Source organism: Pseudomonas sp. JE3303 (genome assembly GCF_056312565.1).
Genome location: NZ_JBWGIF010000004.1, coordinates 1 through 14,803, shown reverse-complemented (window position 1 = coordinate 14,803; position 14,803 = coordinate 1). Strand labels below are relative to the sequence as shown.

10 protein-coding genes and 1 pseudogene are annotated in these 14,803 nt (G+C 61.3%); 2 read left to right on the top strand and 9 right to left on the bottom strand.

Annotated elements, in window-relative coordinates; all coding sequences use genetic code 11:
* Nucleotides 1–85: 85 nt before the first annotated feature.
* Entirely contained in the window at nucleotides 86–874 is a 789-nt protein-coding gene (locus AC0ZZU_RS07080) for a tetratricopeptide repeat protein (protein WP_476339809.1), read from the bottom strand.
* A 207-nt stretch (nucleotides 875–1,081) separates the two neighbouring features.
* On the opposite strand from AC0ZZU_RS07080, the gene AC0ZZU_RS07075 reads away from it, so the two are divergent.
* Nucleotides 1,082–1,639 carry a WYL domain-containing protein gene (locus AC0ZZU_RS07075; protein WP_476339808.1) on the top strand — a complete coding sequence of 186 codons (558 nt, stop codon included), beginning with the start codon at nucleotides 1,082–1,084 and terminating at the stop codon, nucleotides 1,637–1,639.
* On the opposite strand, the gene AC0ZZU_RS07070 is transcribed toward AC0ZZU_RS07075, so the two are convergent.
* From AC0ZZU_RS07070 to AC0ZZU_RS07045, 6 genes and pseudogenes are all read right to left on the bottom strand, one after another.
* Entirely contained in the window at nucleotides 1,636–2,499 is an 864-nt protein-coding gene (locus AC0ZZU_RS07070) for an ABC transporter permease (RefSeq protein ID WP_476339807.1), read from the bottom strand. The genes AC0ZZU_RS07075 and AC0ZZU_RS07070 overlap by 4 nt on opposite strands.
* 15 nt (nucleotides 2,500–2,514) lie before the next feature.
* Entirely contained in the window at nucleotides 2,515–3,378 is an 864-nt protein-coding gene (locus AC0ZZU_RS07065) for an ABC transporter ATP-binding protein (protein WP_476339806.1), read from the bottom strand.
* Between the two features lie 5 nt (nucleotides 3,379–3,383).
* A complete protein-coding gene (locus tag AC0ZZU_RS07060) occupies nucleotides 3,384–4,403 on the bottom strand; it encodes an ABC transporter substrate-binding protein (protein ID WP_476339805.1) in 1,020 nt (339 codons plus the stop codon).
* 17 nt (nucleotides 4,404–4,420) lie between these two features.
* The gene (locus AC0ZZU_RS07055) at nucleotides 4,421–5,320 is read right to left on the bottom strand and encodes a TauD/TfdA dioxygenase family protein (RefSeq protein WP_476339804.1); all 900 of its coding nucleotides are present in this window, start codon (nucleotides 5,318–5,320) and stop codon (nucleotides 4,421–4,423) included.
* A gap of 234 nt (nucleotides 5,321–5,554) precedes the next feature.
* A complete protein-coding gene (locus AC0ZZU_RS07050; protein WP_476340036.1) occupies nucleotides 5,555–6,913 on the bottom strand; it encodes an HlyD family type I secretion periplasmic adaptor subunit in 1,359 nt (452 codons plus the stop codon).
* 7 nt (nucleotides 6,914–6,920) lie between these two features.
* Nucleotides 6,921–7,556, bottom strand: a pseudogene (locus AC0ZZU_RS07045) (ATP-binding cassette domain-containing protein); the annotation flags it as partial.
* Nucleotides 7,557–7,587: 31 nt separating this feature from the next.
* Between AC0ZZU_RS07045 and AC0ZZU_RS07040 the strand changes: the two are divergent.
* Nucleotides 7,588–12,372, top strand: a complete 4,785-nt coding sequence (locus AC0ZZU_RS07040; RefSeq protein WP_476339803.1) for an immunoglobulin-like domain-containing protein — start codon at nucleotides 7,588–7,590, stop codon at nucleotides 12,370–12,372.
* Between the two features lie 42 nt (nucleotides 12,373–12,414).
* On the opposite strand, the gene AC0ZZU_RS07035 is transcribed toward AC0ZZU_RS07040, so the two are convergent.
* Together AC0ZZU_RS07035 and AC0ZZU_RS07030 are read right to left on the bottom strand one after the other, a co-directional pair.
* Nucleotides 12,415–13,773 (bottom strand): HlyD family type I secretion periplasmic adaptor subunit, encoded by a 1,359-nt coding sequence (locus AC0ZZU_RS07035; protein ID WP_476340035.1) that lies wholly within the window; start codon nucleotides 13,771–13,773, stop codon nucleotides 12,415–12,417.
* Nucleotides 13,774–13,780: 7 nt separating this feature from the next.
* Nucleotides 13,781–14,803 (bottom strand): ATP-binding cassette domain-containing protein (locus tag AC0ZZU_RS07030; protein ID WP_476339802.1); only part of this gene is annotated, 1,023 nt, incomplete at its 5' end.

Here is a 14,803-nt window from a genome sequence, read left to right as displayed (position 1 = left end):
CTGCGCGCGACAGAAGCGTTGCAACGCTATTGTTCCTTGCCGGTATCGTGCTGGCTGACCACTCACGTATCGGCACAAGGCCCCTCTACAGGGACAGCGCCAGGGTGCTGCCCATGTGGATGGCCTGGTCGCGCCAGTAGAGGTAGCGCAGCGGATCGACGGCGCTGAAGTGCACCGCGAGTTCTTCTGCGGCTTGCATGACCCCGGCAGTGGACGCCAGCTCCAGCCAGTAGAGCGCGGCCTTGGCATCAGCGTCGACGTGGAGCCCGTGCAGCAGCCGGTAGCCGACTTCGAACCGGCACCGGGCGTCGCCACGGTGCGCGCCTTGCATGAACCATTGATAGGCTTCGGCCAGGTCGACCTGCCAGCCATCGCCGGGATCGACCACTTCTTCCTCGAACAGGTCTCCCAGCGCGGCGGCCGCGTGGTCCATGCCGCCCTCGAAAGCCTGGCGGTAGTACCGCGCCGCATTGCTGTAGGAAATGGCCACCCCCTTGCCGAAGTAGTGCTGCTGCCCAAGGTTGAACCAGGCCGCCGCGCTACCCTGCAACGCGGCCATGCGCAGCAGTCGGCTGGCCAACACCGGGTCGGCTGGCCAGTACTTGCCGTTGAGCCAGATCCAGCCAAGGTCATTGAGGGCCGGGACGCTGCCACTCAGGGCCTGACTGCGCAGATCCAGATACACCTGTTGCAGGTCCCCGGCTTCATCGAGCCGGTCAACAAGGCTGACACGCTCACCGAGCACCGCATGCTGGCTGGGTATCCCGACCCCTGCAAACAGCCGTTGCCGCTGCCGAGGACGCTTGGTCAGCGGAGCAATCCGGTCGGGCAGCAGGCGCTCGAGCAGCGAAACTACATTGCTGGCAGCAGACATGTTCATCCTCATTGAACGACCCGCAGCCTCACGAACGGATGCGATGAGGCGTGATTCTGCGCGACGTGACGACAAAACCCGTCGCGAACGATTCCATTAAAGGCAACCAAACGCTAGTTCCTTGATCTGAGCTGACAAGTGGCGATTTGCCATATATCCCCACTGCCGCCATGCTATTGCCGCAAGCCTAGACAAGGACGCCGCCTTTTGCCTTCTGCCACCACCCGCGCCACCCTTAGCCGTCAATGGGCGCTATTGCGCCAACTGCCCAGCCGTTCGCCTGGAATCACCAGCGCAGAGCTGGTCTGGCGCTTGAGGGATGTGGGTTTCATCATCAGCAAACGCACCATCGAACGCGATCTCAATGAGTTATCGCTGATTTTTCCGCTCGAGCGCAACGACAAGAGCATTCCGTTTGGCTGGCACTGGTCCGCCAATGCGCTGGGCGACCTGCGCGGCAATTTCGATCTGCAAGGGTACCTGCGCAATGGTGCGGTGTTGCCAGAACGCAGTGGCGGAGTCGAGCTGCAGGCATGGGTCAGCGACGAGCTGGCTCGCCAACTGAGGGAGACGCCGCTGGCTCCGGACATGCAGCTCACCGCGCTGGACCAGGGTCATCGGGTCAGGGCCAGCGTCAGCGACAGCGTGGCGCTGCGCTGGTGGCTGCTGGGCCAGGGCGGCAATCTGGTGGTCGAGCACCCGATCACGCTGCGCGAAGAAATCGCCCGCACCCTCAACCTTGCCGCCGCCCAATACCAGATCTAGCGCTGCATGCCCCAGCGGCGCACGGTGACGCGCTCGAGAGTATTGAACACCAGACTCTCTACCAGCAGCCCGATCAGGATCACCACCGCAAGCCCGGCAAACACCTTGTCGGTGTAGAGCTCGTTGCGGTTCTGGAAGATGTACCAGCCCAAGCCTCCCTTGCCGCTGCTCGCGCCAAACACCAGTTCGGCGGCGATCAACGTGCGCCAGGCGAATGCCCAGCCAATCTTCAAGCCGGAGAGGATCGACGGCAGCGCCGCGGGCACCAGCACGTGCAGCACCAGGCGCAGCCCGCGCAGACCGTAGTTGCGGCCGGCCATGCGCAGGGTCTCGGACACGCCCAGGAAGCCCGCATAGGTGTTCAGCGCCAACGCCCAGAGCACCGAATGAACCAGCACGAAGATCAGGCTGTTGTCGCCCAGCCCGAACCACAGCAAGGCCAGCGGCAGCAAGGCGATCGCCGGCAGCGGATTGAACATGGAGGTCAGGGTGCCGAGCAGGTCCCGCCCGAATTGGGTCGAGACCGCCAGGCTGGTGAGTCCAAAGGCCAGGACGATGCCCAGCACATAGCCCTTGAGCAGGATCACCAGCGACACCCCTACCTTTTCGAGGATCTCGCCGGTGATCAGGCCGTCCCACAGTGCCGCGGCAGTCTGCAGGAAACCTGGCAGCAGCAGGTCATTGTCCGTGTAGCGGGCGATCCCTTCCCATACCATGGCGAGCAACAGCAGGATCACCCCCTTGCGCAGCCAGCTTTGCTGCCACAGGCGCTGGGCCAGGGGCAACTGACGCTCGAGCGGTACGCTGAGCAAGGGTTCCAGCTGAACCTCGTATTCCTGTCGTGCAGGCGTGGTCGTCATGGCACAAACTCCGGTTCAGTAGGCGATACGGATGTCGCTGAAACCCAGCGCCGGGGCCTGCGCAGGCTCCGATGCCTCGTCAAACAGCAGGCGGTGGATACGCTGGGCGCTGGCCTGGAAATCGCTGGCGCCCAGGCTCCCCAGGTCGTACTTGTGGCTGTGGACTTCGGCGCGCACCCGTCCCGGATGGGGCGAGAGCAGCAGGATTCGGTTGCCCACCACCAGCGCTTCCTCGATGGAGTGGGTGACGAACAGCAGCGTGAAGCGCACCTCCTCCCAGAGCAGCAGCAGTTCTTCCTGCATCTTGCGCCGGGTCAGCGCGTCCAGCGCGGCGAAAGGTTCGTCCATCAGCAGGATCTTGGGCTGGGTCGCCAGGGCTCGGGCGATCGCCACGCGCGCCTTCATGCCACCCGACAACGTGTGCGGGTAGGCATCGGCAAAGGCGGACAGGCCGACCTTGTCGAGGTAGTGCAAGGCGCGCTCCTGGGCCTCGGCGCGTTTGAGCGTGCCAGACACCAGCAGCGGGAACATGACGTTCTGCTTGACGGTTTTCCAGGGCGGCAGCTGGTCGAACTCCTGGAATACCACGATGCGGTCAGGGCCTGGGCCCTTGACCGCCTGGCCGTCGAGCAGGATCTGTCCGTCACTGGGCTCGATGAAGCCGCCTACGGCCTTGAGCAAGGTCGACTTGCCGCAGCCCGAGGGGCCCAGCAGCACGAAGCGGTCGGCGCGGTCCACTTCGAAACTGACCTGGTGGGTGGCCCGCACCACATGCTGACCGGTGCGGTATTCGAGGCTGAGGTTGTTGACCTGCAAAAGCGGTGAGGTATCGACACGGCTCAGGTTGCTGGCCGCGTGGCCTGGCAAAGGGGCGGTCATGGGCATCAGCTCCCCTGCAGCGGGCGTTCATCCTGGAAGAAGTAATCCTTCCACGATTCAGGCTTGTGTTTGATGGCGCCAACCCGGTAGAGGAACTCGGCCAGCGGGTAGGTGTTCTTCGGTGTGATGCTGAACTCGTACTGCGGGTTGTCGATGATCTTCAGCAACGCCGCGCGGTCGATCTTGGCCTTGGTCACACGGATGTAGGTGTCGGCGGCTGCGCCTTTGTCCTTCTGCGCGAAGTCCGCGGCTTCTGCCAGGGCATCGATGAAGGCCTTGTAGGTCCGGGGGTTGTCCTTGCGGAACTTCTCGGTGGCGAACAGCAGGGTCGGTGAGTTCGGGCCCAACAGGTCATAGCTGTCCAGCACCACATGCACGTCCTTGTTGGCCAGCACCTGGTCCTGGAAAGGCGGATTGGAGAAGTGAGCGTTCAGCTCCGTGCCACCGGCCAGCAAAGCTGCGGTAGCGTCCGGATGCGGAACAGCCAGGGTGTACTTGTCTAGACGGTTGTACTCCTTGTTGCCCCACTGCTTGGCGGCGGCGTACTGCAGGAAGCGCGACTGCACCGAGACGCCTACCGCAGGCAACGCGATGCGGTCTTTCTCCGACAGGTCGGCAATGGTCTTCACGTTGGGGTTGCTGCTGACCAGGTAGTACGGGAAGTTGCCCAGCGATGCCACGGCCTTGACGTTCTGACGGCCCCTGGTCCGGTCCCAGACGGTCAGCAGCGGGCCGACACCGGCACCGGCGATGTCCACCGAGCCTGACAGCAGCGCGTCGTTGATCGCCGAGCCGCCGGAGAGTTGGGCCCAGTCGACCTTGATGTCCAGGCCCTGCTCCTTGCCGTGCTTCTCGATCAGGTGCTGGTCACGGACCACATTGAGCAAGAGGTAGACGATGCCGAACTGCTCGGCGATACGGATCTCGCCTTCGGCCTGGGCGGCACTCGGTGCGAGGAGGCTGCCGGCGACAAGGCTGGCGCCCAGGGCGATGCTGGCCGCCAGGCGGCTGATGGAGTTGCGCATGTGTTATTCCTCAGTCGTCAGAACGGGGCATCGCCCTGGATGGTTGTGCGGTAGAGCTTGCGGCGCAGGTGCGCCGGGCAGCCGGCGGCCAGGTGGATCAGCGAACGGTTGTCCCAAAACACCATGTCGCGAGGCTGCCATTGGTGGCGGTAGATGTTCTGCTCGAGCACGCTATGGGCATGCAGCTGCTGCAGGATCTCGCGGCTTTCGTCCTCGGGCAGGCCGAGGATGCGGGTAGTGAAGCCCTCGCTGACAAACAGCGCCTTGCGCCCGTTTTCCGGGTGCGTGCGCACCACCGGGTGGATGACCTCGGCAACCTGCGCGAGCTGCTCGGGAGTCAGCGTCGGGCGCCAGTTGCCCTCGAACTTGGTCTCGCTGTAGCGCGCGGTGTAGGAGTGCGCCGCCTGGCGGCCTTCCACGGCCTTGCGCAGCGCTTCAGGCAGCGCGTCATAGGCCTTGTGCATGTCGGCGAACAAGGTGTCGCCGCCTTCGCTCGGCAGCTCCTGGGCGTGCAGCATCGAGCCCAGGCTCGGGAGCTCCTTATAGGAGAGATCCGAGTGCCAGAACTTGCCGGCATCGCCCAGGCCGATGTTCTGACCGTTTTCGATGATGTTGGAGACGATAAGGATTTCCGGGTGCCCAGTCAGCAAGAACTGTTTGAGCACGTGGATCTGCAACTCACCGAAGCGGCGGCTGAAGGCGATCTGGTGTTCGGGGGTAATACGCTGGTCGCGAAATACCAGGACAGGGTGGTCGAGGTGAGCCCGATGGATCCGGTTGAAATCTTCGGCGTTGACGCCTCTGGCCAAGTCCAGACCGATGATCTCGGCACCCACGGAACCAGAGAACGGACGGATTTCGAAAATTTGCGGCTGCGCGCTGTCGTTTGACGACAAGGCGTTCAAGGCGGCTGACATGATTGACTCCCACGCAGTGCGCGCCAATCCGAGGGCACGCAACGATCAAAAACTCACGGGTGTACCGTGTTCGTTCAAATCGTGCGGCGCGCCGATTGGTCGGCAGGTACGCAGTGGGATTGACTATAAAGTCATAAGCGGCATATTTTAAATATCTTTAAAGCATAACTATATGGAGAGAAACCTTCTTTCCACACCGCCGCTCCCACCGGGGGGGCGGCGGTGCCCTGAGGATCAGCGCTCGCGCAGGGCTTCGGAGCGGGCCTTCATGATCGGCTTGAGCAGGTAGCTCATGATGGTCTTCTTGCCGGTCAGGATATCCACCGTCGCGACCATGCCGGGAATGATCAGCAGCGGTTTTTCATCGGTACCCAGGTGGCTCCGGTCGGTGCGCAGCTTGATCAGGTAATACGTGGTCTTTTTGTCTTCGTCGGTGATGGTGTCGGCGCCGATCTGTTCCAGCTTAGCCTTGAGCCCGCCATAGACGGTGTAGTCATACGCCGTGAACTTGACCGTGGCTTCCTGCCCCGGATGCAGGAAGGCGATGTCCTTGGGCAGGATCTTGGCTTCGATCACCAAGGTATCGTCTAGTGGGACGATCTCGACGATATCGCTCCCCGGCTGGATCACGCCTCCTACGGTGTTCACCAGCAGCTGCTTGACGATCCCGCGGACCGGGGAGGTAACCAGGGTGCGATTGACGCGGTCGTCCAGCGCTTTCCCGGTTGCAGTCGCCTTGTTCAGGTCGGTGCGGGCTTCGTTGAGCTGAGTCAGGGCTTCGCTGCGAAACTTGCCGCGGGTTTCTTCGATCTTGCTCTGCACTTCCTTGATGGCGGCTTCGGCACGGGGGATCGCCAGCGCAGTAGCGTCCAGCTGACCCCGGCTCTCGACTTCGGAGCGACGCAGACGCAGTATCTCGACCTGGGAGATCGCGCCCTGGGCCACCAGTGGCTCGGACATGGCGATTTCCTGGCGCAGCAGCTGCAAGCCGTTGGCATACTGGGCGCGCTTGGAGCTGAACTCGCGCAATTCCTGCTGACGCTGCACCAATTGCTGCTCCAGCCCGCCGATCTCGTCATGCAGTTGCTGGCGACGGCTCAGGTACAGCGACTCTTCGTTGGCCGACTGGCTCGGGGCGACCTTGCGTATTTCGTCGTCGATCTTCAAGGGACGGTCCTCGATCTCGGCGCTCAAACGCTCGACGCGCAGTGCCATGGCCAGGCGGTCGGCCTCGGTTTCGCCAACGTTGGAAGCGAAACGGGTTTCATCCAGGCGCAGCAGCGGTTCGCCGACTTCGACGATCGCCCCTTCCTTGGCGAAGATCTCGGCGACGATGCCGCCTTCAAGGTTCTGGATCTTCTGCACCTTGGAGGATGGAATCGCCTTGCCCTCCCCGCGCGTGACTTCATCGATAGGGGCAAAGCAGGCCCAGATGATCAAGAATGCGAAGAAGGCGATCACACCCCAGATGGTCAGGCGCACGATGCGCGGGGCATCTTCGATCAGCGCCTTGTTGACCTCGGGCAGCGGCTGGCCGCCTAGTGATTCGGAGCCTTTGAAATAGCGGCGCACGCCATCCTTGAAGCGTCCCATATCGAGCTTATGCAACACTGATCTGCCCCTTCTTCAGCGCTTCCATGACGGCGGCTTTCGGGCCGTCCGCGACGATCTGCCCGCGGTCGATGACGATCAAGCGGTCCACCAGCGACAACAACGAGGCCCGGTGGGTAACGAGGAGCATCGTCTTGCTCTCGACCACCGCCTGCAGCCGCTGTTTGAGGCGTTCTTCGCCGGTGTTGTCCATGGCGCTGGTTGGTTCGTCGAGCAACAGGATCTGCGGGTTGAGCAGCAAGGCCCGGCCGAGGGCGACGTTCTGGCGCTGGCCGCCGGAGAGGTTCTGTCCGCGCTCGCCGACTTGCAGCTCGTAGCCATCCGGGTGCAAGCGGGCGAACTCGTGCACGCCGGACAGCTCGGCCGCTTGCAGCACCAGTTCGTCCTCGATGTAGCGCGCACCGCTGACCAGGTTGTCGCGCAGCGTGCCGGCCAGTAGCTGGATGTCCTGGGGCACGTAGCCGATGTTGTGGCGCAGCTCGCTGACGTCGATCTGGCGGATGTCCACGCCGTCGACCAGCAGCGAGCCGTTGGCGGACTCGTACAGCCCGACGATCAGCTTGGCCAGTGAGCTCTTGCCCGAGCCACTGCGGCCGATGATGCCGACCTTCTCACCCGGGCGAATCCCGCAGGGCACTAACCCGGTCGTGCTGACGGTGAAGGTCGGTAACGACACCCATACCGTCACCCTGGATGAAACCGGCCACGGCACCCTGTCGGTGGATAACCCGAATACCGAAGACGCCTTTGTCGATGCCAGCACCCTGGTCGCCGAAGTCATCACCGCCACCGGTGGCAATTTCGAGAAGCTGGAGACCGGCGCCAAGGCCACGGCCACCATTACTGACACGGAGTCGCCGGTCGGTATTACGGTCACCGCCAATGCCGCCACCGAAGCCGATGCCAAGGTCACCTTCAACTTCCAGACCAGCCAGGCCCCACAGGGCACTACCCCGGTGGTGCTGACGGTGAAGGTTGGCGATACCACGCACACCGTGACGCTGGATGAAACCGGCCATGGCTCGCTGCCGATCGATAACCCGAATACCGAAGACTTCTATGTCGACGCCAGCACCCTGGTCGCCGAAGTCATCACTGCCACTGGCGGCAACTTCGAGAAGCTGGAGACCGGCGCCAAGGCCACGGCCACCATTACCGATACCGAGAGTCCTGTTTCGATAACTGTGACCGCCAATCCGGCGACCGAAGCGGATAGCAAAGTCATCTTTAACTTCCAGACCAGCCAGACCCCGCAGGGCAGCACCCCGGTGGTGCTGACTGTCAAAGTAGGCGATACCACCCACACCGTGACCTTGGATGAAACCGGTCACGGTTCGCTGCCAGTTGATAACCCGAACACCGAAGACGCCTTTGTCGATGCCAGCACCTTGGTCGCTGAAGTCATCACCGCCACTGGCGGCAACTTCGAGAAGCTGGAGACCGGCGCCAAAGGCACCGCGACCATCGCCGATACCACTAACACGGTTAACGTGGCAGTCACTCCCGCTCCTGCGACCGAGGCAGACGCTCAGATCTTCTTCACGTTCCAGCTCAGCCACGCCCCCCAACAGGGCTACCCGGCAACCTTGACCGTCAAGGTCGGTAACGAGTATCACACTGTAGTCCTGAATGAGTCGGGGGCCGGCGTATTACCGCTGACCAACCCCAACTCTGAGGATAAGTACATAGATGTCAGCACCGTCACAGCCGAAGTTACCGCCATCAACGGTGGCAACTTCGAAGCCACTAGCGTGATAGGTGCAAGCGCCACTGTTGTCATTATCGATACCTTGGACCCAACGACTGTGACAGTGACCGCTGACGCAGCCTTCGAAGGTGACAGGAATGTCGTGTTCAACTTCAAGCTGAGCAATCCGCCGCAGACCGGCAGCTCTACGATCATCACCGTAGAGGTGAATGGCAAAGAGCACATCGTGTCGATCAACAGCGCTGGTGAAGGCGTGTTGCAGATCTTGAACAGCAATACCGATGACTTTTTCAAGGACGCCAGTACACTCACTGCGACAGTCACTAAAGTGAGTGGCGGCAGGTACGAGCTCATTGATCTGAAGGATGCCACCGCGACTGCCCAGATCAAGGACACGATTGATACTGTCTATGCCAAGATCAGTGTGGTCGGCAATGCCTCTGTTACTGAAGGAACTTCGCTGACTTATAAAGTCGAACTGGTCGACAAGTCGGGGAACGCTGTCACTGTTCCAACAGGAAAATCAGTATCTGTAAGCCTGGACTGGGCTGTCGATGCCACTACAAGTCATGTATCGGGTAGCCTGCCAACTGTCGTCACCATCAATGGCGGCGCCAGTGCCACCCTGATTACCGTGCAAACTGGCGATGACGCCAAGGCCAACGGTAATGAGACAGTGGTAGCCACTATAAAGACCGTGACAGACACCAATGACGTGTTCGAAAAGCTGGTGGTAGGCGATCAGAAAACCGCCACTGGCACCATCATCGACAACGACCACGCACCAGTCTCGACCGGCGCAGCTGTCACCGGTACTGAAGACAATGACTACGTATTCAAGTGGACCGACTTCAATGTCACTGATGCCGATAGCAACACCGGTCTGAGCGTGATCATCAGCAAACTGCCTGATCCTGCTGGAAGCTTGCAGTACAAGCAGGGCAATACATGGGTCAGCGTTACGCTGAACCAGCAGATCAGCGAGGCGGATATCACCGGCGGCAAGCTGAAATTTGTGCCGACTGCCAACGCATCGGGTGTAGATGGGTACGGCGGTACCGGTGTAGGCAACATGCAGGCTGACTACGCGCAGCTCAAGTACAAGCCAAACGACGGCACCAATACTGGCACTGAGACCACCATGAAGGTGGATATCACTCCGATGGCGGACAAGCCGAGCCTGACCATCGCCGATAACTCCGTCGCTTCCCAGGGCCTGACCAAGCAGACCTGGACTACCCTGGGCGGCCTGGGCAACAGTGGCAATGGCATCACCGGCAACGACCTGCTGAACGTCTTCAATAGCACGGCCAACGCTGGCAAGTTCAACAAGACCGAGTCGGTGACCGACGTGGCATCGACTTCGTCGGTTGCTGCTGGCAGTGGCTCCAAGACCTCTGGTCTGGTGTACCTGGAAGCTGGCAAGACCTATACCTTCAGCGGTATTGCCGACGACAGCCTGGTAGTCAACATCGGCGGTGACAACGTGGTCAAGACTACTTGGGGCGCGGGTGGCGGCATTTCTGGCAGCTACACCCCACCCAAGAGCGGTTATTACACGCTCGAGGTCTACCATGCCAACCAGTCGGGACCAGGCAGCTATGACATCGACATCCAGGTCGACAAGGGCACGAAGCAGAACCTGAGCAGCACTACCATCCCGATGTACCCGACCGTGGCCGCTCTGGCCGCCGCCGGGGTCAGCGTTTCCGAGCTGCACGGCAGCAACGGCCAAGGTTATTACGACGGCTACAAGCTCAATGAAGGCGCTGAAAACGGCGTGGTCAAGCTGGTGGGCATCAGCACCGCCCTGACCGACACCGATGGTTCCGAGACCCTCAGCGTCAAGCTCAGCGGTATTCCGTCTGGTGCAGTGATCAGCGACAACGCTGGCCACTCCGTCACCGTCGACACCGCTGAGGTGAACGTGACCGGCTGGAATCTGGCCAGCCTGACGATCAAGCCAGCGGCCTACACCTACGGTGAGTTCACCGTGAAGGTCGTTTCGACGTCCACCGAAAGTGTGGGCAATAGCTCGAAAACCAGCGAGGGCACCATCAAGGTCACGGTGTACCCGGACAGCTACACCACCGCGAACCTGACTGCTGACACCGATACCTTCACCGGCACGGTCAAGAGCGAGATCATCGTCGCGGACGTCGCGGGCCTGCATGTGACGCCGGGCAAGGACTACAACCTGGCCTTTATCGTCGATACGTCGGGGAGCATGGATACCAAGTACACAAGCGGGGTAGCGGCTGCCAGGAAAGCATTGACAACGGTCTTCCAGACACTGGCCGACAGCGTCCATGGTGAGACTTCAGGCAAGGTGAACATCTTGCTGGTCGACTTCTCCAGCCAGGTCAACCGCACAGTCTCGGTGGAGCTCAATGCGGGTGGGCTGCAAAAGTTGCTCGATACCCTGGGCAAAATGGAGGCCGGTGGCGGCACCAACTACGAGGATGCGTTCAAGACGGCGGCCAATTGGTTCAAGAACCTGGATGACGCAGGGAGCAAGGGCATCGACCAGACGTATTTCATCACGGATGGTAAACCGACGTACTACCAGGCAAATGAAGCAACCAATCCGCTGCTGGGCACTTCCGGCGTGAGTCTGGACACCTTCCTGAGCAACATGAATTACAGTCTGGGTGACACGATCTCGAACCAATGGCTGGCGAACAACAACGTCGTCAACGTCAGCTCCAATGGTTACCTGACTATCAAAAATGGCTCCAACACTTGGTATGGCTATGTCCGAGCAGAGGGCAACGGCGGGTTCGAGATTTCCTACCGCGATGGCGAGGGTAATGAAACCGACAATGCCACCTGGAATGACTCTCGTTCGAGCTTCGAGATTCTGAAAGCTCTCTCGCCGACCGTGGAAGCCATCGGGCTTAAAAGTGGCGTTACGTCTGATGACCTGAAGTGGTTCGACAGCGATGGGAAGCCCCAGACCAATATCGATCCATCCGATCTGGCGGACGCCATCCTCGGTCATACGGAAATCAAGAACCCTGGAAACGACACCGTCTATGGCGGTGATGGCAACGACATCATCTTCGGCGACATCGTCACCTTCCCGTCGATCACCGGGACCGGTACCGATGCCATCAAGGGCTATGTAGCGTCCAAGCTCGACATGAGCGCTGGCGACGTCGATGCGCGAATCATGCACAAGTACATTTCCGAGCATGTGTCGGAGTTTGACGTCTCGCGCACCAACGATGGAGGCGACTTCCTCTACGGGGGTGATGGCAACGACATCCTCTTCGGCCAGGGCGGTAATGACTACCTGGACGGCGGCAAGGGCAACGATATCCTCGTCGGCGGAACCGGCAATGACACTCTGCTTGGCGGTGAGGGCAACGACATCCTCATCGGCGGCAAGGGCGATGACGTCATGACCGGCGGGGCGGGCGCGGATCTGTTTGTCTGGAAAGCGGGCGACTTCGGCACCGACCGGATCACCGACTTCAAGGGCACTGCCGAGGGCGACCGTCTCGATTTGCGTGATCTGCTCCAGGGGGAGAAGGTCAGCACCATCGACAACTTCCTGAAGGTGACCACCGAGGGCACGACGTCGACGCTGCACGTCAATGTCCAGGGCAAGTTCAACAGCGGCGGCGGCGATGACGTGGCCATCAAGCTGGATGGAGTGAACTGGTCGAATACCTCGATCAACTCGCTGGTATCCGGTGCAGATCCGATGATCAAGATCGACAACAGCTGATAACGTGTTTCCCGGCGGCCCGAGTGGCCGCCGGGGCCTGGTTCAGCGCTCCCGCAGCGCCTCCGAGCGCGCCTTCATGATCGGCTTGAGCAGGTAGCTCATGATGGTCTTCTTGCCGGTCAGGATATCCACCGTCGCGACCATGCCAGGAATGATCAGCAGCGGTTTCTCATCGGTCCCCAGATGGCTGCGATCAGTCCGCAATCTGATCAGGTAGTAGGTGGTCTTCTTGTCTTCATCGGTAATGGTGTCGGCGCCGATCTGCTCCAGCTTGGCCTTGAGCCCGCCATAGACGGTGTAGTCATACGCCGTGAACTTCACCGTGGCTTCCTGTCCCGGATGCAGGAAGGCGATGTCCTTGGGCAGGATCTTGGCCTCGATCACCAGAGTGTCATCCATGGGTACGATCTCGACGATGTCGCTCCCCGGCTGGATCACGCCACCCACGGTGTTCACCAGCAGCTGCTTGACGATCCCGCGGACCGGGGAGGTAACCAGGGTGCGGTTGACCCGGTCATCCAGCGCCTTGCCGGTGGCGGTGGCCTTGCTCAGTTCAGTGCGGGCTTCATTGAGTTGGGTCAGGGCGTCGCTGCGGAATTTACCGCGAGTCTCTTCCACCTTGCTCTGGATCTCCTTTATCGCCGCCTCCGCCCTGGGAATGGCCAAGGCTGTGGCGTCCATCTGGCCGCGACTCTCGACCTCCGCTCGGCGTAACCTCAGGATTTCGACCTGCGAAATCGCACCCCTGGCCACCAACGGCTCGGACATGGCGATTTCCTGGCGCAGCAACTGCAGGCCATTGGCGTACTGGGCGCGCTTGGAAGAGTATTCGCGCAGCTCTTGCTGGCGTTGCACCAGCTGCTGTTCCAGGCCGCCGATCTCGTCATTCAACTGCTGACGGCGACTTAGGTACAGCGACTCTTCGTTGGCCGACTGGCTCGGCGCGACCTTGCGTATTTCGTCGTCGATCTTCAAGGGACGATCCTCGATCTCGGCGCTCAAACGCTCGACGCGCAGGGCCATGGCCAAGCGGTCGGCCTCGGTTTCGCCAACGTTGGAAGCGAAACGGGTTTCATCCAGGCGCAGCAGCGGTTCGCCAACTTCGACGATCGCCCCTTCCTTGGCGAAGATCTCGGCGACGATGCCGCCTTCAAGGTTCTGGATCTTCTGCACCTTGGACGAGGGAACAGCCTTGCCCTCCCCTCGGGTCACCTCGTCTATCGGCGCAAAGCTGGCCCACACGATCAGGAACAGGAAAAAGGCGATAACGCCCCAGATCGTCAGGCGCACAATGCGCGGCACATCCTCGATGAGCGCTTTGTTAACCTCGGGCAAGGGCTGCCCGCTCAGCGATTCCGAGCCCCTGAAATAGCGTTTCAGGTTGTTCTTGAAATGTCCCATATCGAGCTTATGCAACACTGATCTGCCCCTTCTTCAGCGCTTCCATGACGGCAGCTTTCGGGCCATCCGCGACGATCTGCCCGCGGTCGATGACGATCAGCCGGTCTACCAGCGACAACAACGAGGCTCGGTGAGTGACCAACAATACAGTCTTGCTCTCGATGACTGCTTGCAGGCGCTGCTTGAGACGTTCCTCGCCGGTGTTGTCCATGGCGCTGGTTGGTTCGTCGAGCAACAGGATCTGCGGGTTGAGCAGCAAGGCCCGGCCGAGGGCGACGTTCTGGCGCTGGCCGCCGGAGAGGTTCTGTCCGCGCTCGCCGACTTGCAGCTCGTAGCCATCCGGGTGCAAGCGGGCGAACTCGTGCACGCCGGACAGCTCGGCCGCTTGCAGCACGAGTTGATCCTCGATATAGCGCGCACCGCTGACCAGGTTGTCGCGCAGGGTGCCGGCCAGCAGCTGGATGTCCTGGGGCACGTAGCCGATGTTGTGGCGCAGCTCGCTGACGTCGATCTGGCGGATGTCCACGCCGTCGACCAGCAGCGAGCCATTGGCGGACTCGTACAGCCCGACGATCAGCTTGGCCAGTGAGCTCTTGCCCGAGCCACTGCGGCCGATGATGCCGACCTTCTCACCCGGGCGAATCGTCAGGTTGATACCTTTGAGCGCCGGGTTCTGCTGATTCGGGTAGGTGAAGTCCACCCCCCTGAATTCGATAGCCCCTTGCAGCACACGACGGCTCAGCGGGCGCTCCTCGAAATTGCGCTCCTGCGGCAGCTCCATCATCTGGTCGGTGGCGACCATGGTCACCTTGGCCTGCTGGTAGCGGGCCAGCAGCCCGTTGAGCTGGCCCAGCGGGCCCAGGGCACGGCCACTGAGCATGTAGCAGGCCACCAGGCCGCCCATGCTGAGGTTGCCGTCGATGATCAGGTACACGCCGACGCAGATCATCGCCACGCCGGCGAGTTGCTGGATCAGCATGGTGATGTTCATCGCCAGGCTCGACAGCACCTTGACCCGCAGTTCCAGACG

Bases quoted from the DNA above. Each gene is read 5' to 3' on its own strand.
- AC0ZZU_RS07080 (WP_476339809.1), bottom strand. From the start codon at position 874: ATGTCTGCTGCCAGCAATGTAGTTTCGCTGCTCGAGCGCCTGCTGCCC.
- AC0ZZU_RS07070 (WP_476339807.1), bottom strand. From the start codon at position 2,499: ATGACGACCACGCCTGCACGACAGGAATACGAGGTTCAGCTGGAACCC.
- AC0ZZU_RS07065 (WP_476339806.1), bottom strand. From the start codon at position 3,378: ATGACCGCCCCTTTGCCAGGCCACGCGGCCAGCAACCTGAGCCGTGTC.
- AC0ZZU_RS07060 (WP_476339805.1), bottom strand. From the start codon at position 4,403: ATGCGCAACTCCATCAGCCGCCTGGCGGCCAGCATCGCCCTGGGCGCC.
- AC0ZZU_RS07055 (WP_476339804.1), bottom strand. From the start codon at position 5,320: ATGTCAGCCGCCTTGAACGCCTTGTCGTCAAACGACAGCGCGCAGCCG.
- AC0ZZU_RS07050 (WP_476340036.1), bottom strand. From the start codon at position 6,913: ATGGGACGCTTCAAGGATGGCGTGCGCCGCTATTTCAAAGGCTCCGAA.
- AC0ZZU_RS07035 (WP_476340035.1), bottom strand. From the start codon at position 13,773: ATGGGACATTTCAAGAACAACCTGAAACGCTATTTCAGGGGCTCGGAA.